Origin of the sequence: Enterobacter cloacae complex sp. S3, from assembly GCF_014930495.1 — a bacterium.
GTDB classification, from domain to species: Bacteria; Pseudomonadota; Gammaproteobacteria; order Enterobacterales; family Enterobacteriaceae; genus Enterobacter; species Enterobacter asburiae_B.
In genome coordinates, this window is sequence record NZ_JADBRD010000023.1 from 54458 (window position 1) to 73495 (window position 19038).

General features: G+C 57.1%; 15 protein-coding genes. 8 read left to right on the forward strand and 7 right to left on the reverse strand.

The window, feature by feature from the left end:
- Positions 1 to 243 precede the first annotated feature (243 nt).
- Genes feoA through feoC form a run of 3 tightly spaced genes read left to right on the forward strand, consistent with a single transcriptional unit; the run spans position 244 to position 3067 of the window.
- A complete protein-coding gene (gene feoA, locus IM317_RS14985; protein WP_008503050.1) occupies positions 244 to 471 on the forward strand; it encodes a ferrous iron transporter A in 228 nt (75 codons plus the stop codon).
- Between the two features lie 30 nt (positions 472 to 501).
- Entirely contained in the window at positions 502 to 2820 is a 2319-nt protein-coding gene (gene feoB, locus IM317_RS14990) for a Fe(2+) transporter permease subunit FeoB (RefSeq protein ID WP_033146822.1), read from the forward strand.
- 10 nt (positions 2821 to 2830) lie between these two features.
- Positions 2831 to 3067, forward strand: a complete 237-nt coding sequence (gene feoC, locus IM317_RS14995; RefSeq protein ID WP_033146823.1) for a [Fe-S]-dependent transcriptional repressor FeoC — start codon at positions 2831 to 2833, stop codon at positions 3065 to 3067.
- A 33-nt stretch (positions 3068 to 3100) separates the two neighbouring features.
- On the opposite strand, the gene IM317_RS15000 is transcribed toward feoC, so the two are convergent.
- Both IM317_RS15000 and bioH read right to left on the reverse strand, forming a co-directional pair.
- Positions 3101 to 3370, reverse strand: a complete 270-nt coding sequence (locus tag IM317_RS15000) for a YdgH/BhsA/McbA-like domain containing protein (protein WP_033146824.1) — start codon at positions 3368 to 3370, stop codon at positions 3101 to 3103.
- Positions 3371 to 3481: 111 nt separating this feature from the next.
- Positions 3482 to 4255, reverse strand: coding sequence for a pimeloyl-ACP methyl ester esterase BioH (gene bioH / locus IM317_RS15005; RefSeq protein ID WP_033146825.1), 774 nt, complete (start codon positions 4253 to 4255; stop codon positions 3482 to 3484).
- A 36-nt stretch (positions 4256 to 4291) separates the two neighbouring features.
- Here bioH and gntX point away from each other — a divergent pair, with 36 nt between their 5' ends.
- The 3 genes from gntX (at position 4292) to gntT (ending at position 7319) form a co-directional block, all read left to right on the forward strand.
- The gene (gene gntX / locus IM317_RS15010) at positions 4292 to 4975 is read left to right on the forward strand and encodes a DNA utilization protein GntX (protein ID WP_033146826.1); all 684 of its coding nucleotides are present in this window, start codon (positions 4292 to 4294) and stop codon (positions 4973 to 4975) included.
- A 61-nt stretch (positions 4976 to 5036) separates the two neighbouring features.
- A complete protein-coding gene (gene nfuA, locus IM317_RS15015; RefSeq protein ID WP_008503055.1) occupies positions 5037 to 5612 on the forward strand; it encodes a Fe-S biogenesis protein NfuA in 576 nt (191 codons plus the stop codon).
- Between the two features lie 390 nt (positions 5613 to 6002).
- On the forward strand, positions 6003 to 7319 hold the full coding sequence (gene gntT / locus IM317_RS15020; protein ID WP_033146827.1) for a gluconate transporter: 1317 nt from the start codon (positions 6003 to 6005) through the stop codon (positions 7317 to 7319).
- Between the two features lie 80 nt (positions 7320 to 7399).
- On the opposite strand, the gene malQ is transcribed toward gntT, so the two are convergent.
- Together malQ and malP are read right to left on the reverse strand one after the other, a co-directional pair.
- Complete coding sequence (malQ, locus tag IM317_RS15025; protein WP_033146828.1) at positions 7400 to 9481, reverse strand: 4-alpha-glucanotransferase; 2082 nt, start codon at positions 9479 to 9481, stop codon at positions 7400 to 7402.
- Between the two features lie 9 nt (positions 9482 to 9490).
- Positions 9491 to 11884, reverse strand: coding sequence for a maltodextrin phosphorylase (gene malP, locus IM317_RS15030; RefSeq protein ID WP_033146829.1), 2394 nt, complete (start codon positions 11882 to 11884; stop codon positions 9491 to 9493).
- Between the two features lie 586 nt (positions 11885 to 12470).
- On the opposite strand from malP, the gene malT reads away from it, so the two are divergent.
- Entirely contained in the window at positions 12471 to 15176 is a 2706-nt protein-coding gene (gene malT, locus IM317_RS15035; RefSeq protein WP_033146830.1) for an HTH-type transcriptional regulator MalT, read from the forward strand.
- A 62-nt stretch (positions 15177 to 15238) separates the two neighbouring features.
- On the opposite strand, the gene IM317_RS15040 is transcribed toward malT, so the two are convergent.
- The 3 genes from IM317_RS15040 to glpE are packed head-to-tail and all read right to left on the reverse strand — an operon-like array spanning position 15239 to position 17224.
- Complete coding sequence (locus IM317_RS15040; protein ID WP_008503060.1) at positions 15239 to 15997, reverse strand: DeoR/GlpR family transcriptional regulator; 759 nt, start codon at positions 15995 to 15997, stop codon at positions 15239 to 15241.
- 16 nt (positions 15998 to 16013) lie between these two features.
- Positions 16014 to 16844 (reverse strand): rhomboid family intramembrane serine protease GlpG, encoded by an 831-nt coding sequence (glpG, locus tag IM317_RS15045; RefSeq protein ID WP_033146831.1) that lies wholly within the window; start codon positions 16842 to 16844, stop codon positions 16014 to 16016.
- A 47-nt stretch (positions 16845 to 16891) separates the two neighbouring features.
- Complete coding sequence (glpE, locus tag IM317_RS15050; RefSeq protein WP_006177908.1) at positions 16892 to 17224, reverse strand: thiosulfate sulfurtransferase GlpE; 333 nt, start codon at positions 17222 to 17224, stop codon at positions 16892 to 16894.
- Between the two features lie 302 nt (positions 17225 to 17526).
- On the opposite strand from glpE, the gene glpD reads away from it, so the two are divergent.
- On the forward strand, positions 17527 to 19035 hold the full coding sequence (glpD, locus tag IM317_RS15055; RefSeq protein WP_023309507.1) for a glycerol-3-phosphate dehydrogenase: 1509 nt from the start codon (positions 17527 to 17529) through the stop codon (positions 19033 to 19035).
- Positions 19036 to 19038: the final 3 nt, after the last annotated feature.

A 19038-nucleotide genomic window follows, 5' to 3' on the forward strand; every position in this document is an offset into this window, starting at 1 on the left:
TAAAATCATATCGAAATATATGAAACCGATCGCATAGCCATATTTAAACCACGAATTATCACCCCGTTAACAAATACTCCCCTTTTTGTTTTCCAGGCAATTCAGCAAATATTGAGCCAGGTCAAACAGGCCGTAAATTAATACCGTAAACAACATTCCGTCACAGTTTTAATATTGCTGATAAAAACTATTCTCATTATCATCCCATAGTAGATAATTTAACCTTTCGTGGAATCAGGCGTTATGCAATTCACTCCAGACAGTGCATGGAAGATTACCGGTTTTACCCGCGAAATTAGCCCGGCCTATCGGCAAAAGCTGCTGTCGCTGGGCATGCTGCCCGGCTCGTCATTCCAGGTCGTGCGCGTGGCGCCGCTGGGCGATCCGGTTCATATCGAAACCCGCCGCGTGAATCTGGTGCTGCGTAAGAAAGACCTCGCGTTAATAGAAGTCGAAGCCTTATCCCGATAACAAGCCAGCGGTTTCAGTGAGTCTAAAAAAATGAAAAAGTTAACTATTGGCTTAATTGGCAATCCTAATTCCGGCAAGACTACGCTTTTTAACCAGCTAACCGGAGCCCGCCAGCGCGTGGGCAACTGGGCGGGCGTGACGGTTGAGCGTAAAGAGGGCCAGTTCACGACAACGGACAACCAGGTGACGCTGGTTGACCTTCCCGGCACCTACTCCTTAACCACCATTTCGTCGCAAACCTCGCTCGATGAGCAGATTGCCTGCCACTATATTCTTGGCGGCGACGCGGACCTGCTGATCAACGTGGTCGACGCTTCAAATCTCGAACGTAACCTTTATCTGACGCTGCAGCTGCTGGAGCTGGGGATCCCCTGCATCGTGGCGCTCAACATGCTCGACATTGCGGAGAAACAAAAGCTTCGTATCGACGTCGATGCCCTCTCCGCGCGCCTGGGTTGCCCGGTCGTTCCGCTGGTCTCGACGCGCGCTCGCGGTATTGATGCGCTGAAGCTGGCCATTGACCGTCACCAGGGAAATCATGACATTGAACTGGTGCATTACGCGCAGCCTCTCCTGCGCGAAGCCAATGTGCTGGCGCAGGAGATGGACAAAAGCATGCCTGCGAAACAGCGCCTGTGGCTTGGCCTGCAGATGCTGGAAGGGGATATCTACAGCCGCGCTTACGCCGGGCATGCGGCCGATAAGCTGGACGCGACGGTGGCCCGTCTTAGCGACGAGCTGGACGACCCGGCGCTGCACATCGCCGATGCGCGTTACCAGGCCATCGCCTCGATTTGCGACGTTGTCAGCAACGCCCTGACGGCAGAGCCCAGCCGCTTTACGGCGGCGGTGGATAAAGTTGTGCTTAACCGCTTCCTCGGTTTGCCCATCTTCCTGCTGGTCATGTACGTGATGTTCCTGCTCGCCATTAACATCGGCGGCGCACTCCAGCCTATTTTCGACGCCGGTTCCGTCGCGGTCTTCGTCCACGGAATTCAGTGGGTGGGTTACACCCTGCACTTCCCGGAATGGTTAACCATTTTCCTCGCACAGGGGATCGGCGGCGGTATCAACACCGTTCTGCCTCTGGTGCCGCAGATCGGCATGATGTATCTGTTCCTCTCGTTCCTGGAAGATTCCGGCTACATGGCGCGCGCCGCGTTCGTGATGGATCGTCTGATGCAGGCGCTGGGTCTGCCGGGTAAATCCTTCGTCCCGCTGATTGTCGGCTTCGGCTGTAACGTACCGTCGGTGATGGGCGCACGCACCCTGGATGCGCCACGTGAACGTCTGATGACCATCATGATGGCGCCGTTTATGTCCTGCGGTGCCCGTCTGGCCATCTTTGCGGTCTTTGCAGCAGCCTTCTTTGGTCAGCAGGGCGCGCTGGCGGTCTTCTCGCTGTACGTGCTGGGCATCGTGATGGCGATCCTCACCGGTCTGATGCTGAAGCACACCATTATGCGCGGTGAAGCGTCGCCGTTTGTGATGGAGCTGCCGGTGTATCACGTGCCGCATCTGAAAAGCCTGGCGATCCAGACCTGGCAGCGCCTGAAGGGCTTTGTGCTGCGCGCCGGTAAGGTGATTGTCATCGTCAGCATTTTCCTGAGCGCGCTGAACAGCTTCACCCTCAGCGGGCAGGCGGCAGATAACATCAACGACTCTGCCCTCGCCTCCGTCAGCCGCGTCATCACGCCGGTCTTCAAACCGATTGGCGTGCATGAGGATAACTGGCAGGCGACCGTCGGGCTGTTCACCGGCGCGATGGCGAAAGAGGTGGTTGTCGGCACCCTGAACACGCTTTACACCGCAGAGAACATTCAGGAACAGGAATTTAATCCGGCAGAGTTTCATCTCGGTCATGAACTACTGGGTGCCGTAGAGGAGACCTGGCAGAGCCTGAAAGATACCTTCAGCCTGAGCGTGCTGGCGAACCCTATTGAGGCCAGCAAAGGCGACGGCGAAATGGCAACAGGTGCCATGGGCGTGATGGGCGAGAAATTTGGCAGCGCGTCCGCGGCCTACAGCTACCTCATCTTTGTCCTGCTCTACATTCCGTGCATCTCCGTGATGGGAGCGATTGCCCGCGAGTCCAGCCGCGGCTGGATGGGCTTCTCCATCCTGTGGGGGTTAAACATAGCGTACTCGCTGTCGACGCTCTTTTATCAAACCGTTAATTTCAGCCAGCATCCGCGCTACAGCCTGGTCTGTATTCTCGCGGTTGTGCTGTTTAACGTGATAGTGCTCGGTTTGCTGCGGCGTGCGCGCAGCCGCGTCGACATCGACCTGCTGGCAAACCGTAAAACCGCCGCGACCTGCTGCAGCAGCCCGGCGGGCGACTGTCACTAAGGAGCAAACCATGGCATCGTTGATTCAGGTTCGTGACCTGCTGGCACTGCAAGGGCGAATGGAGGCGAAACAGCTGAGCCTCAGCCTGCATACGCCGCAGCCGATGATCGATGCCATACTGGAAAGACTGGAAGCCATGGGGAAAGCCGTGCGGATTCAGGAAGAAGCGGACGGTTGTCTCTCCGGCAGTTGTAAAAGCTGTCCGGAAGGAAAGTCCTGCCTCAGGGAGTGGTGGACGCTGCGTTAACAAAGCCGGGCATCGCTGCCCGGCTTTATCGTATTACTTGTAGACGTCCGCCGTTGCGCGTACGTTTTTGGTCTGTTTTTCTGCACTGGTGACGACATAGTACGTTCCGCCCAGCTCATCCGCTTTCTTCGACAGCTCTCTGCGAGCATCCATCGGCGCGGTGGTGTCAGACGTAGAAATCTCACCAATTTTCGTCAGATTCATGCCGGCAACTTTATCTTTTTCCAGCTCTTTTGCCGCAAAGACGCCAAATGACAGTGACCCAATAACCAGAGAAGTGACAATACCTGTAACAAGTTTCATAGCCTGACTCTCCATAGGATTGTTGTTTTGATTATCGTAGGCAGAACAACCGCAACGACATCTGGAGTATGGTTGCGGTGTGTTACTTTTTCCAGGCAGGATAGAAAATAATCAGTCGAAACGTTGACTTAACGCAATCAGCGCTGAACAAAATTCCGTCGGATGAGAGATAAACGGGGCATGTGCGGCTTTGGCAATAATCTGCGATTCACTCTCCGGCCAGAGCGAATCCAGCAGCGGAACCACTTTGCGCGGCACAATCCCGTCGAGATAACCGTAGATACGCAGGTGCGGCACCGTCAGCGCGGCCAGCGGCTCGCGCAGGTCAACCGTTTTCAGGAGCTCAAGTCCGCCGTTTAGCACCTCAACCTCCGGCATCGGCAGCGAAAGCACGGTCTGCTTCAGCGTTCGGGCATCCTTACGCGCGGTGTCAGTGCCCATTGTCTGCAATGCCAGGAACCGCTCTACGGTCCGCTGGAAATCTTCGCTCAGCTGCTGCTGGAAGCCCGCCAGCACGTCAGGCTTGATCCCCGGCCACTCTTCCTGCGCGCTAAAACAGGGCGATGACGCCACCGTCACCAGCGCTTTTACGCGTTCAGGCTGCGACAGCGCAATCTGGCTCGCCACTAGCCCGCCCAGGCTCCAGCCCAGCCAGACCGCGTTTTGCGGCGCAGCGTCCAGAACCTGCTGCGCCATTTCATCAAGCGACAACGCGCCATACCCGCGGCTGCGGCCAAAGCCGGGTAAATCCACCAGATGCAGCGTGAAATGCGAGGCAAGTTCCTCACGTATGCAATGCCATATCTCCGCATTCAGGCCCCATCCGTGCAGCAGCACAAGATGGCAATTTCCTGTCCCTACGGTCTGCCACCACAGCGTCTTCATCAGTTACTGTTCTCTTTTTTCACATGGAGGTTGCACATGCTAACAGTACCCGGCTTGTGCTGGCTATGCCAAATGCCGCTGGCGCTCAGCGGGTGGGGCGTCTGCTCCGTCTGCACGCGATCGCTGCAATGGCGTATCGGGATCTGTCCACAATGTGGTTTACCGGCCACGAACCCCTCGTTGCCCTGTGGCCGCTGCCTGAAAAAATCCCCGCCGTGGAGTGCGCTGGTGGCAGTGGATGATTATGTTCCGCCGCTGAACAGGCTGATCCACGCGCTGAAGTTTTCCGGGCAGAGCTCGCTGGCACAGCCCCTTTCCCGACTGCTGTTGCTGGCGGTTTTGCAGGCGCGACGTCACCGGGCACTGCCGAAAATTGACATGGTGGTGAATGTCCCCTTATACCGCCGTCGGCACTGGCGGCGCGGCTATAACCAGAGTGACCTGCTCTGCCGTCCCCTCGCGCGGTGGCTCGGCTGCCGGTATGAGGCCCGCGCGCTGACACGCGTTCATGCCACCGCCATCCAGCATCAGCTCAGCGCACGGCTTCGCAAAAGAAACCTCAAAAATGCCTTTCGCCTTGAATTGCCGGTCGACGGTCTCCATATCGCGATTGTGGATGATGTCGTCACCACGGGCAGTACCGTTGCTGAACTTTCCCGACTGCTTTTGCGAAGCGGCGCCGCGTCGGTTCAGGTATGGTGTCTGTGCCGTACCTTGTAGCCCTTCTTCAATGGGCGTATGATTATACCCAGGTAATTTAGTCAACTATTAGGCCAAAGCTATGATCCGTATTTCCGATTCTGCACAAGCGCACTTTGCCAAACTGCTGGCAAATCAGGAAGAAGGGACGCAGATCCGCGTGTTTGTGATTAATCCAGGCACTCCGAATGCAGAATGTGGTGTTTCTTATTGTCCTCCGGACGCTGTGGAAGCGACTGACACTGCCCTTAAATTTGAACAGCTCACCGCCTACGTTGATGAGCTGAGCGCACCGTATCTTGAAGATGCGGAGATCGACTTCGTCACCGATCAGCTGGGTTCTCAGCTGACCCTGAAAGCGCCGAACGCGAAAATGCGTAAAGTGTCTGACGATGCCCCGCTGATGGAGCGCGTTGAGTATCTGCTGCAATCCCAGATCAACCCACAGCTGGCGGGCCACGGCGGTCGTGTTTCCCTGATGGAAATCACCGACGAAGGTTTTGCCATTCTGCAGTTTGGCGGCGGCTGCAACGGCTGTTCAATGGTCGATGTGACGCTGAAAGAAGGGATCGAGAAGCAGCTGCTGAACGAGTTCCCGGAACTGAAAGGCGTGCGTGACCTGACCGAGCACCAGCGCGGCGAGCACTCTTACTACTAATTCAGTATCCGTCTGTATCGCCCGGTGGCGCTGCGCTTACCGGGCCTACAGAAATAGTGAGGTCTGATGCCCTCACCCCCGGCCCTCTCCCACGGGAGAGGGTGAAAACATTAAAAACGGTAACCTCATGGTTACCGTTTTGCGTTTACCTCCCATATGTTGACCTGCGTCTCATAATTCAAATTTAGCCTCCCAGGGTGATTCTCAATCGAGCCATGTTACCCGTATCATTCTCGTGGGCACTCAGCATCCTTATAACAGCCGACTAAACTTAATGGTTTCGAAGGCATCAGTATGAGTGCCGTTAACACTCTGTTCCCAGTTGGGACAATCGGAATTTGTCGTTGAAACAATGACGTTACCCATAACAATTCAAAGGCCAGGTAAATCATGCCATTAGTCATCGTTGCTATCGGTGTTGTGTTATTACTGCTCTTGATGATCCGTTTCAAAATGAACGGATTTATCGCTCTGGTTCTGGTGGCACTTGCAGTCGGTCTGATGCAGGGTATGCCGCTGGTTAAAGTTATCAGTTCCATCAAAGCCGGCGTCGGCGGCACGCTCGGCAGCCTGGCGCTGATCATGGGCTTCGGCGCCATGCTCGGCAAAATGCTGGCAGACTGCGGGGGCGCGCAGCGTATCGCCACCACGCTGATTGCCAAATTTGGCAAGAAGAACATCCAGTGGGCGGTGGTATTAACCGGTTTTACCGTCGGCTTCGCGCTGTTCTATGAAGTGGGCTTCGTGCTGATGCTGCCGCTGGTGTTCACCATCGCGGCTGCGGCAAACATCCCGCTGCTGTATGTCGGTGTGCCAATGGCTGCGGCGCTGTCCGTGACTCACGGCTTCCTGCCGCCGCACCCGGGCCCAACCGCTATCGCAACCATTTTCCACGCGGATATGGGTAAAACCCTGCTGTTCGGTACGATTCTGGCGATCCCAACCGTGATTCTGGCGGGCCCGGTTTATGCCCGCTTCCTGAAAGGCATTGATAAGCCGATCCCGGAAGGTCTGTACAGCGCCAAAACCTTCACCGAAGAAGAGATGCCGGGCTTTGGCGTCAGCGTCTGGACCTCTCTGGTACCGGTGATCCTGATGGCGATGCGTGCCGTGGCGGAGATGATTCTGCCGAAAGGTCATGCTTTCCTGTCCGTTGCGGAATTCCTCGGTGACCCGGTCATGGCGACGCTGATTGCGGTGCTGATCGCGATGTTCACCTTCGGCCTTAACCGCGGTCGTTCAATGGATCAGATCAACGACACGCTGACCTCTTCCATCAAAATCATTGCCATGATGCTCCTGATCATCGGCGGCGGCGGCGCATTCAAGCAGGTTCTGGTCGACAGCGGCGTGGACAAATACATCGCTGCCATGATGCATGAAACCAACGTGTCGCCGCTCCTGATGGCCTGGTCTATTGCCGCGGTTCTGCGTATTGCGCTGGGTTCTGCGACCGTTGCGGCGATCACCGCGGGCGGTATCGTTGCCCCGCTGATTGCGACCACGGGTGTTAGCCCTGAGCTGATGGTTATCGCCGTCGGTTCCGGTAGCGTGATTTTCTCTCACGTTAACGATCCTGGCTTCTGGCTGTTCAAGGAGTACTTCAACCTGACGATCGGTGAAACCATCAAGTCCTGGTCCGCGCTGGAAACCATTATTTCGGTGTGCGGTCTGGTCGGGGTACTGCTGTTGAATATGGTGGTTTGATGTAAAAAAGCCGGGTGGCGCTGACGCTTACCCGGCCTACATTCTATTCCCTCTCCCTCCGGGAGAGGGTTAGGGTGAAACTACCGCTTCTTGCCCACCGCCCTTCTGCGTTTGTCCAAATCCTTAATCAGCTTGTTCACCCCGTCATCGGCAAACATCTTCTCAAGCGATGTGGACAGCTTGCGACGCCAGTTTTTGTACTGATAGCTGGTGCCCGGAATGTTCACCGGCTCCGCCATATCAATCCAGTCTTCCGGCTGCAGACCCAGCAGGGCGCTGTTGCTGTCGGCAATATAGCGCTGCAAGCCGCGATTGAGGGTAGCGGTCATCGACATCAATGACGCCTTATGTCCGGCACGTTTCGGCAGACAGCCCTGCTTGTGCAGCGCATCCAGCAGCCCCTGTTTGGAGAGCTCGCGATCCTGATACAGGCCGCGCAAAACCTCTTCATCTGGATACAGTCCCAGCGTTTTGCCGAGCGTCAGATCGCCGCTTTCCCAATAGCCACGAAGCGTAGGAAGGTCATGCGTCGTCGCGACTGCCATTGACTGTTCAGGGTACGCTTTCGGCGCGCGGAAGGTTTTCTCATGGTCGTTTTCAAAATAGAGCACTTTATAGGAGTAGACGCCGCTATCGCGGAGCTTGCTGACAATTTCCACCGGCACGGTACCGAGATCTTCACCGATCACCATGCACTGGTGGCGTTTACTTTCCAGGGCCAGGATCGACAGCAGATCGTCAACCGGATACTGCACGTACGCCCCGTGATCGGCCGTTTCACCGTACGGGATCCACCACAGACGCAGCACGGACATCACGTGGTCGATACGCAGCGCGCCGCAGTTCTGCATGTTCGCGCGCAGCAGGTCGATGAACGGCTCGTAGGCGCGCGACGCCATGACGTGCGGATCCATCGGCGGTAATCCCCAGTTCTGACCGAGCGGACCAAGAATATCCGGCGGCGCGCCGACGGAAGCTTTCAGACAGTAAAGCTCACGGTCGCACCAGGTTTCCGCGCCGCCCTCTGCCACGCCGACGGCCAGATCGCGATACAGGCCGATCGGCATCTTATAGCCCTGGCTCACCTGCCAGCAGGCGGCAAACTGGCTGTACGCCAGCCACTGCAGCCACAGGTAGAAGTCCACTTCATCGGCATATTTTTTACAGAACGCTTTTACTTCAGGCGTGTCGACGGACTGATACGCTTCCGGCCAGACCGGCCAACCCCAGCGCATTTCGTCCTCCTTCACCTGATACGCGTGCAGTGCATCAAACGCCGCCTGCCAGTACAGGCTCTCGCCCTCCTGCGTTACAAACTGGCGGAACGCGGCCATCTGCTCGTCATCGCGCTGCGAAAAGCCTTTCCACGCCAGACGCAGCGCGGCCATTTTCAGCGCCGTGACGGTGGAATAGTCCACCCAGTCCGCGTCGCGCGCCTGCTTCAGGGCCTGCTGCGTGGTGCTGAGTTTCCACCACGCCTGCGCCTCTTTGCTGTTTTTGAAGTCATCTAACGCGTTAACGTCGATATAAATCACGTTCAGCCAGCGACGGGACGACGGGCTGTACGGGCTGGCGCTCTCCGGGTTGGCCGGATAGAGCGCGTGGATCGGGTTGAGCCCGATAAACGCGCCGCCGCGCTCGCCCACATCCGCCAGCATCTTTTTCAGATCGCCAAAATCACCGATGCCCCAGTTGCTGTCGGATCGCAGCGTATAGAGCTGCACGCAGGCGCCCCACAGTTTTTTACCTTCGAGCAACGCCTGCGGCTCGTAGCAGCGTTTTGGCGCGACGATCACCCGGCAGTGGAAACGACGATCGTCCTGGGTGAGCGTTAAGGTGTGATACCCCTCCGGCAGCTTCGCCGGAAGGTTTAACGTTTTGCCGCCGGTGGCGTGGCCTTTGTGCTGATGCCCCTCTTCGGTGGTAAGCAGCCAGCTAAACTCGCCGCGCCCCTCCACCGCCAGCGGCATCTTTTTGCCTGCGGTGAACACCTTCACGTTCGGCACCGGCGCAACCGACGCTTTCGCGTCGGCTTTGTGCATGGCATCCAGCAAACGTCTTTTGGTGTCGGCGCCAATAGACTGCGGTTTGCCGTGCGCATTAATGTAACTGAGGCTGATCCCCGCCGCCTGCGCGGCGCTGTCCAGACGTTTACTCTCCATCGCGCTTCCTTAGCGTTTTGCCTGCCAGATACGGGCCTGATAATCACGGATTGAACGGTCAGAGCTGAACATACCGCAGCGGGCGGTGTTCAGAATGCACGCGCGGGTCCAGGCTTCCTGGTCGCGATACAGCACGTCGACCTGCTTTTGCGCTTCAACGTAGGCCGTGAAGTCCGCCATCACCAGATACGGGTCACCGCCGTGTTTGTCCATGCTGTGCAGCATCTGGTCAAACGCGTGCTTGTCGCCGTCGCTGTATTTACCGCTTTCCAGCTCCTTCAGCACCGCGTCGAGCACTTTGTCTTTCTTACGCCATTTCACCGGGTCATAGCCTTTGGCCTTGATGGCCTTCACCTCTTCCACGGTGTGGCCGAAGATAAAGATATTCTCTTCCCCGACCTTCTCGGCGATTTCGACGTTTGCCCCGTCGAGCGTACCGACGGTCAGCGCGCCGTTCAGCGCCAGCTTCATGTTGCCGGTACCGGACGCTTCTTTACCTGCCGTCGAGATCTGCTCGGAAATATCCGCCGCCGGGATCAGCATTTCAGCCGCCGAGACGCAGTAATCCGGCAGGAACACCACCTTCAGCTTGTCGCCCACTTTCGGATCGCTGTTGATCGCCGCCGCCACTTTATTGATGGCGAGGATAATGTTTTTCGCCAGGTAATAGCCCGGTGCCGCTTTCGCACCGAACAGGAACACGCGCGGCACGCGGTCGGCCTGCGGGTTCTCGCGGATCTCTTTGTACAGCGCCAGAATATGCAGCAGGTTCAGGTGCTGGCGTTTGTACTCGTGCAGACGTTTGATCTGGATATCGAAAATGGCATTCGGGTTGATCTCAATGCCGGTACGCACTTTCACAAACTCCGCCAGGCGAACCTTGTTCTCCAGCTTGATCGCGCGGTACTGCTCGCGGAATTTCGCGTCGTCAGCCTGTTTTTCCAGGTTGATGAGCTGGTCCAGATCGTTGGCCCACTCTTTCTTCAGGGTCTTATCCAGCAGACCGGCCAGCAGCGGGTTGCACTGCTTGATCCAGCGACGCGGCGTGATGCCGTTGGTCACGTTGTGGAATTTGGTCGGCCAAAGCTGGTGGTATTCCGGGAAGAGATCTTTGACCACCAGATCCGAGTGCAGCGCCGCCACGCCGTTCACCGCAAAGCCGCTGACCACGCACATGTTCGCCATGCGCACCTGCTTGTCATGCACAACCGCCAGCTTCGCCCAGACCGCTTTGTTGCCTGGCCAGGTTTTATCCACCAGGGTTTTAAACTGGTCGTTAATCTTGTTGATGATCTGCATGTGGCGCGGCAGCAGCGTTTTCACCAGCTTCTCATCCCAGCACTCGAGCGCTTCTGGCATCAGGGTGTGGTTGGTGTAGGCAAAGGTACGGCTGGTGATGGCCCAGGCGTCATCCCAGCTCAGCTGGTGCTCGTCGATCAGCACGCGCAGCAGTTCTGGGATCGCAATCGTCGGGTGCGTGTCGTTGAGCTGAATCACTTCGAAGTCCGGCAGCTGCGCCAGCTTGCGGCCCGCCAGATGATGGCGACGCAGAATGTCCGCCACGGAGCAGGCGCACTGGAAGTACTGCTGCATCAGGCGCAGCTTTTTACCGGCCAGGTGGTTGTCGTTCGGGTAGAGGACTTTGGTCAGCTTCTCGGCGTCGATGCCCTGCTGCTCGGCGCGCAGGAAATCGCCGTCGTTGAATTTGGTCAGGTTAAACGGATGCGCGTGCTTCGCCTGCCACAGACGCAGCGGCTGCGCCACGCCGTTACGGTAGCCGAGCACCGGCAGATCCCAGGCTTCACCGGTAATGGTGAACGCCGGTTCCCAGAGCCCCTGCTTTGTCACTTTCCCGCCAATACCGACCTGCACATCCAGCTGCGCGTTGTGGCGGAACCACGGATAGGTATTGCGATGCCAGTCGTCCGGCGCTTCCATCTGATGGCCATCGGCAAACGACTGACGGAACAAGCCATACTGATAGTTCAGGCCATAGCCAATTGCCGACTGGCCGACGGTCGCCATGGAGTCGAGGAAACAGGCTGCCAGACGTCCCAGACCGCCGTTGCCCAGCGCCGGGTCAATCTCTTCTTCCAGCAGGTCGGTCAGGTTAATGTCGTGTTCTTTAAGGACGTCACCAACGTCCTGATACCAGCCGAGGTTCAACAGGTTGTTGCCCGTCAGGCGGCCAATCAGGAATTCCATTGAAATGTAGTTTACATGGCGCTGGTTCTTCACCGGCTTTGCCAAAGGTTGAGCATCCAGCTGTTCTGCGAGCGCACCGCTCACTGCCTGCCACCACTGGTGAGGCGTCATCTCGTTTGCAGCATGAAGGCCAAAACGCTGCCACTGACGCGTCAGGGCAGCCTGGAATTGAGCTTTGTTGAAGGTAGGCTGTGACATAGGGGATCGGCATCCTTTAGAAAGAAAACACAAGTTGGCGCTAGTGTGCCTGGCTCATTTCCCCTCTTCCTCCTCCTGTGGGGGATTAGACAGGGAGGAGTAGCGGGGATGAGCATAAAAGTGTGATCGAGGCCACTCTCAGAGCATAGTTCGAGTGTGCCCGGAAGATAAAAAAGTAACCGGGGAGAATGTCAAAGAAATGAAATGCGGTTTCGGGTGAAATTAATCCGTTCTGAAATGATTACTTACGTAGAATAATAATTTAGCCATCGGGACACATCTCAAAAGACTATTACTCTCACTCAACTTTACCCGCACTTTATTAAATTTGACGTCACTATACCTTTCTGAAACCAGTTTCAGCGCAGCGGCAATGTATACAGACAAACCAGCAGTGACGCGGCGTTACGGCCCTTTCGAGAAAGTTCCAACATTTGCCTGAATGTTTTGTGACAGAGTGCAAATTCAGAACCACAAAACCCAGACATAACTTGCAATAGTTCTCTTTCTGTTCGACCTTATATCGTATTAATTACGAAGCGCAAAAAAAATAAAATCTCTCGTTCCCCACAGTGAAGTGAAACCTATGTTGATTCCGTCTAAATTAAGTCGCCCGGTTCGTCTTGACCATACAGTGGTCCGCGAGCGTCTGTTGGCTAAACTTTCCGGCGCGCATAATTTCCGACTGGCGCTGGTTACGAGCCCTGCAGGCTATGGAAAAACAACGCTCATTTCGCAATGGGCCGCGGGTAAAAGCGATCTTGGCTGGTACTCCCTCGACGGGGGCGATAACCAGCAGGAGCGTTTTGCCAGCTATCTGATTGCCGCCATACAGCAAGCCACCCATGGACACTGCGTCGCCAGTGAGGTGATGGTGCAAAAGCGCCAGTACGCCAGCCTTTCCTCCCTTTTCTCTCAGCTGTTTATCGAACTGGCCGAATGGCATCGTCCGCTTTACGTGGTGATCGACGATTACCATCTCATCACGAATCCGGTGATTCATGAATCGATGCGTTTCTTCCTGCGCCATCAGCCGGAAAACCTGACTTTAGTGGTGCTGTCACGCAACCTGCCGCAGTTGGGTATTGCCAACCTGCGCGTGCGCGATCAGCTTCTGGAAGTGGGCAGCCAGCAGCTGGCCTTTACCCACCAGGAAGCGAAACAGTTCTTTGACTGCCGCCTGACATCACCGATTGAGGCCGCCGAAAGCAGCCGTCTGTGTGATGACGTTGCCGGCTGGGCCACGGCGCTGCAGCTTATCGCGCTCTCTGCCCGACAAAACAACAGTCCGGCGCATCAGTCTGCCCGGCGTCTGGCGGGCATCAACGCCAGTCACCTTTCCGACTATCTGGTGGATGAGGTGCTGGACAGCGTCGATCCCTCGACGCGTAATTTCCTGCTGAAAAGCTCGCTGCTGCGTTCCATGAACGATGCGCTTATCGTGCGCGTGACGGGCTGTGAAAACGGTCAGCTGCAGCTCGAAGAGATTGAACGTCAGGGCCTTTTCCTGACGCGCATGGACGATCCCGGCGAGTGGTTTAGCTATCACCCGCTGTTTGGCAGCTTCCTGCGCCAGCGCTGTCAGTGGGAACTGGCGGTTGAACTGCCGGAGATCCACCGCGCCGCTGCCGAAAGCTGGATGGCGCAAGGCTTCCCGAGCGAGGCCATCCACCACGCGCTGGCCGCCGGTGATGCCAGCATGCTGCGCGATATCCTCCTCAACCATGCGTGGGGCCTGTTTAACCACAGCGAACTAACGCTGCTGGAAGAGTCTCTCAAAGCCCTGCCGTGGGAAAGCCTGCTGGAGAACCCGCGTCTGGTGCTGCTGCAGGCCTGGCTGATGCAGAGCCAGCACCGCTACAGTGAAGTGAACACCCTGCTGGCGCGCGCCGAGCAGGAGATGGAAAGCGAAATGGATACCACCCTGCACGGCGAGTTCGACGCGCTGCGCGCTCAGGTGGCCATTAACGACGGCGACCCGGACGAAGCTGAACGGCTGGCGATGGTCGCGCTGGATGAACTGCCGCTGGCTAACTTCTACAGCCGCATCGTGGCGACCTCTGTGCACGGTGAAGTGCTGCACTGCAAAGGCGACCTCACCCGTTCCCTTTCACTGATGCAGCAAACCGAACAGATGGCGCGTCGACATGATGTCTGGCATTACGCGCTGTGGAGCCTGATCCAACAGAGCGAGATTTTATTCGCGCAGGGGTTCCTGCAGGCCGCCTGGGAAAACCAGGAAAAAGCGTTCCAGCTGATTCGTGAACAGCACCTGGAACAGCTGCCGATGCACGAGTTCCTGTTGCGTATTCGCGCTCAGCTGCTGTGGGCATGGTCGCGTCTGGATGAAGCCGAAAGCTGCGCCCGCCAGGGTGTGGATGTCCTTTCCAGCTTCCAGCCTCAGCAGCAGCTGCAGTGTCTGGCGCTGCTGGTACAGTGCTCGCTGGCACGCGGCGATCTCGATAACGCCCGCAACCATCTGAACCGCCTGGAGAACCTGCTCGGCAACGGTCAGTATCACAGCGACTGGGTCTCAAACGCCGATAAGGTCCGGGTGATTTACTGGCAGATGACCGGCGATAAAAAATCCGCCGCCAACTGGCTGCGTCAGACGCCAAAACCCGAATTTGCGAACAACCACTTCCTGCAGAGCCAGTGGCGGAACATTGCCCGCGCGCAGATCCTGCTCGGTGAATTAGAGCCCGCAGAGATTGTGCTGGAAGAGCTGAACGAGAACGCGCGCAGCCTGCGTCTGATGAGCGACCTGAACCGCAACCTGCTGCTGCTGAACCAGCTTTACTGGCAGGCGGGTCGTAAAAACGATGCCCAGCGCGTGCTGCTGGAAGCGCTGCAGCTGGCTAACCGCACCGGCTTTATCAGCCACTTTGTGATTGAAGGTGAAGTGATGGCGCAGCAGCTGCGTCAGCTTATTCAGCTCAACACGCTGCCGGAGCTGGATCAGCATCGCGCTCAGCGCATTCTGCGCGAGATTAACCAGCATCATCGGCACAAGTTCGCGCATTTTGATGAGAACTTTGTTGAGCGCCTGCTGAACCACCCGGAAGTGCCGGAGCTTATCCGTACCAGTCCGCTCACCCAGCGCGAATGGCAGGTTCTGGGTCTGATCTATTCAGGCTACAGCAACGAGCAGATTGCCGGTGAGCTTGCGGTGGCGGCGACCACCATCAAAACGCATATCCGCAATCTGTATCAGAAGCTGGGCGTGGCGCATCGTCAGGATGCGGTGCAGCATGCGCAGCAGCTGTTGAAGATGATGGGGTATGGCGTGTAGGACCTCTGCGGTCTGGTGCCCTCACCCCGGCCCTCTCCCACAGGGAGAGGGAGAACGGCTTTTCAACACAACTCTAACTGCAAATTATTATCTTTAATCACCTGCATCACGCCCGCCGGCGGCATCACGTCGGTATAAACAGCATCCACCATGCTGATGCTGCCCATGTTTACCATCGCATTTCGGCCAAACTTCGAATGGTCTACCACCAGCATCACGTGACGTGAGTTCTCAATAATCGCGCGCTTGGTACGCACCTCGTGATAATCAAACTCCAGCAGCGAGCCGTCGCTGTCGATGCCGCTGATCCCGAGAATGCCGAAGTCGAGGCGGAACTGAGAGATAAAATCGAGGGTCGCTTCGCCGATAATGCCGCCGTCGCGGCTGCGCAGTTCGCCGCCCGCGAGGATGATGCGGAAGTCGTCTTTCTGCATCAGGGTATTGGCCACGTTCAGGTTGTTCGTGACCACGCGCAGGTTCTCGTGATCCAGCAGCGCATGGGCGACCGCTTCCGGCGTGGTGCCGATATCAATAAACAGCGTCGCCCCGTTCGGGATCTGGCTGGCGACCTTGCGGGCAATGCGCTCTTTCTCTGCCGTCTGCGTGGCTTTACGGTCATGCCAGGAGGTATTGACCGAACTGGACGGTAGCGCCGCCCCGCCGTGGTGGCGAAGAATGCGGTTCTGATCGGCCAGGTCGTTCAGGTCACGACGGATGGTTTGCGGGCTGACGGCAAACTGCTCCACCAGCTCTTCGGTGCTAACGTATCCCTGTTTTTTTACCAGTTCGATAATAGCGTCATGACGTTGTGTTTGTTTCATCAATTATCCCTGAGAATTATGTTCGTTTTCGCGCATGGAGCGTGTCGGCAAAGGCCATCGCCAGCCCCACGGCCAGCCCGGCGACGTGCGCACCGTTGGCAATAGACATACCAAACAGATCAAACCATCCGGCAATAAGCCATATTAACGCAAAGATTATTAATCCGCGCTGCAGATAGATGCCGCTTTCCGGATCGCGCTCCCCGCGAAGCCAGACATAGCCCATCAGGGCATACACGACGCCCGACAGCCCGCCGAACCACGGCCCGCTGAACTTGTGCTGCACATAGCCGCTCAGCAGGGCGCTGATAAGGGTGATAACGATCAGCTTGCCGCTGCCCAGACGCTTTTCAACAGCGCCGCCGAGATACCACCACCAGAGCAGGTTGAAGAGGATATGCATCACCGAGAAGTGCATCAGCGCGTGGCTAAAGTAGCGCCAGACGTCAAACTCAAGAGACGGGTCATAGGGCCAGGCCAGGGCAATCATCACGCTCTGGTCGCCCACCACGTTCATAATGATGAAAACGATAATGCAGGCCGCCATCAGCAGCAGCGTAAACGGGCCGGCGCGCTCGCGGATGGTGGCGAGGAAGGGAAAACGGCTGTAGTGCAGTCCGCTGTCGGTCTGCCCGGACTGCCAGCTGGCCGCCAGATAGCGCGGGTCGCCGGGGTTCTCAAGAAAACGCGCCAGCTCTTCGTTTACGCGCGCGGCCTGGCTCTCGTCGGCCAGCCAGACGTCGGTCTGCGTATGTTGCTGAATGGTCAGAATAACGCCCTGCGTCGCCATATAGTCGACAAACGCCTGGGCGACGCGCGGGTTGGTAAAAGAGGTGATCATCAACATGGGCAGCGGTCGCTTATTTCCACACAAAAGGGGACAGTATAGCGGGATCAGCGCTCAAAAGCGTATTCCACTTCTGCCGGGAAATGACGATGCCAGGCATCGAAGCCGCCGTCGACGCTATACACCGCGTCGTAGCCCTGCTGAAGCAGATACTGCGCCGCGCCTTTGCTGCTGTTGCCGTGGTAGCACATGACCATCACCGGCGTCTCGAAGTCGTTATCGCGCATAAACGCGCCCAGCGTGTCGTTAGTGAGATGAAACGCGCCCGGCGTGTGGCCCATCGCAAAACTCTGCGGATCGCGGATGTCCACCAGCACCGCTTTTCCCTGGTGCATCTTCTGGTGGGCTTCTTCTACGTTAATACATTCAAACTGATCCATGGTGTTCTCTTTCGCTTATTCAGGTTTTATGCCGCCTGCTGACCCTCACCCCTGCCCTCTCCCTAAAAGGGAGAGGGAGCAAACCATCCCCTCGCCCCTCTGGGGAGAGGGTTAGGGTGAGGGGAGAGAGCATCAGACCGCACTATTTTACCCCGTAGTGTACGTCCTGGCGGCGGGTAAACGCCATTATGTTATCCATATCACTCTAAATTGTTTTTTTGATGTTACCAAAAGCGCGTTCCTTTGCTATTATGAGCGATATCGAACATTTCTGAGCTTTAACGAAAGTGCATGAGGGTGTTATGGAAACCAAAGATCTGATTGTGATAGGCGGTGGCATCAACGGTGCCGGTATTGCGGTCGATGCCGCAGGACGCGGTTTATCCGTACTGATGCTGGAAGCTAACGATCTCGCCTGCGCGACGTCGTCCGCCAGCTCCAAACTGATTCACGGTGGCCTGCGCTACCTGGAACACTACGAATTCCGCCTGGTCAGCGAAGCGCTGGCCGAACGTGAAGTGCTGTTGAAAATGGCCCCGCATCTGGCGATTCCGATGCGCTTCCGCCTGCCCCATCGCCCGCATCTGCGTCCGGCGTGGATGATTCGAATCGGTCTGTTTATGTACGATCATCTGGGTAAACGCACCAGCCTCCCGGGTTCGAAAGGTTTGCGTTTTGGCTCAGAATCGGTCCTTAAGCCTGAAATCGTGCGCGGTTTCGAATATTCCGACTGCTGGGTGGACGATGCGCGTCTGGTGCTGGCGAATGCGCAGATGGTCGAGAAGAAAGGTGGCGAGGTGAAAACCCGTACCCGTGCGACCTCTGCCCGTCGTGAAAACGGCCTGTGGATTGTAGAAGCGGAAGACATCGATACCGGCGAGAAATTCAGCTGGAAAGCGCGCGGTCTGGTGAACGCCACCGGCCCGTGGGTGAAGCAGTTCTTCGACGACGGCATGCATCTGCCTTCGCCGTACGGCATTCGCCTGATCAAGGGCAGCCACATTGTGGTGCCGCGCGTGCATACGCAGAAGCAAGCCTACATTCTGCAGAACGAAGACAAGCGCATCGTGTTTGTGATCCCGTGGATGGACGAGTTCTCGATCATCGGTACCACCGACGTGGAGTACAAAGGCGATCCGAAGAACGTCGAGATCGACGAGAGCGAAGTGAACTACCTGCTCAAAGTGTATAACGCGCACTTCAGGAAGCAGCTGTCACGCGACGACGTGGTCTGGACCTACTCCGGCGTGCGTCCGCTGTGCGATGACGAGTCTGACTCACCGCAGGCGATTACCCGCGACTACACGCTCGATATTCACGACGTTGACGGTCAGGCGCCGCTGCTTTCCGTGTTTGGCGGCAAGCTGACCACCTACCGCAAGCTGGCCGAGCACGCGCTGGAAAAACTGGCGCCGTACTATAAAGGCATTGGCCCGGCATGGACCAAAGGCGCGGTACTGCCCGGCGGTGATATCGGCGACAATCGCGATGATTACGCCGCGAAGCTGCGCCGTCGCTTCCCGTTCATCACCGAAGGGATGGCGCGCCACTATGCCCGCACCTACGGCAGCAATACCGAGCTTTTCCTGGCCGACGCGAAGGACATTGCGGATCTGGGCGAACATTTCGGCCACGAGCTGTACGAAGCCGAGCTGCGCTACCTGGTTGAGCACGAGTGGGTTCGTCGTCTGGATGATGCTATCTGGCGTCGTACCAAAGAAGGGATGTGGCTCAACGCCGAGCAACAGTCTCGCGTGGCGCAGTGGTTACAGCAAAATGCGGGGAAGCGTGAGCTGTCGCTGGCGTCGTAATAC

Excerpts from the sequence above, each read along its gene's own strand:
- feoA (WP_008503050.1), top strand. The coding sequence starts at position 244 with ATGCAATTCACTCCAGACAGTGCATGGAAGATTACCGGTTTTACCCGC.
- feoB (WP_033146822.1), top strand. The coding sequence starts at position 502 with ATGAAAAAGTTAACTATTGGCTTAATTGGCAATCCTAATTCCGGCAAG.
- malP (WP_033146829.1), bottom strand. The coding sequence starts at position 11,884 with ATGTCACAGCCTACCTTCAACAAAGCTCAATTCCAGGCTGCCCTGACG.
- bioH (WP_033146825.1), bottom strand. The coding sequence starts at position 4,255 with ATGAAGACGCTGTGGTGGCAGACCGTAGGGACAGGAAATTGCCATCTT.
- glpD (WP_023309507.1), top strand. The coding sequence starts at position 17,527 with ATGGAAACCAAAGATCTGATTGTGATAGGCGGTGGCATCAACGGTGCC.
- glpE (WP_006177908.1), bottom strand. The coding sequence starts at position 17,224 with ATGGATCAGTTTGAATGTATTAACGTAGAAGAAGCCCACCAGAAGATG.
- gntT (WP_033146827.1), top strand. The coding sequence starts at position 6,003 with ATGCCATTAGTCATCGTTGCTATCGGTGTTGTGTTATTACTGCTCTTG.
- glpG (WP_033146831.1), bottom strand. The coding sequence starts at position 16,844 with ATGTTGATGATCACCTCTTTTACCAACCCGCGCGTCGCCCAGGCGTTT.
- nfuA (WP_008503055.1), top strand. The coding sequence starts at position 5,037 with ATGATCCGTATTTCCGATTCTGCACAAGCGCACTTTGCCAAACTGCTG.
- IM317_RS15040 (WP_008503060.1), bottom strand. The coding sequence starts at position 15,997 with ATGAAACAAACACAACGTCATGACGCTATTATCGAACTGGTAAAAAAA.
- malQ (WP_033146828.1), bottom strand. The coding sequence starts at position 9,481 with ATGGAGAGTAAACGTCTGGACAGCGCCGCGCAGGCGGCGGGGATCAGC.
- IM317_RS15000 (WP_033146824.1), bottom strand. The coding sequence starts at position 3,370 with ATGAAACTTGTTACAGGTATTGTCACTTCTCTGGTTATTGGGTCACTG.
- malT (WP_033146830.1), top strand. The coding sequence starts at position 12,471 with ATGTTGATTCCGTCTAAATTAAGTCGCCCGGTTCGTCTTGACCATACA.
- feoC (WP_033146823.1), top strand. The coding sequence starts at position 2,831 with ATGGCATCGTTGATTCAGGTTCGTGACCTGCTGGCACTGCAAGGGCGA.
- gntX (WP_033146826.1), top strand. The coding sequence starts at position 4,292 with ATGCTAACAGTACCCGGCTTGTGCTGGCTATGCCAAATGCCGCTGGCG.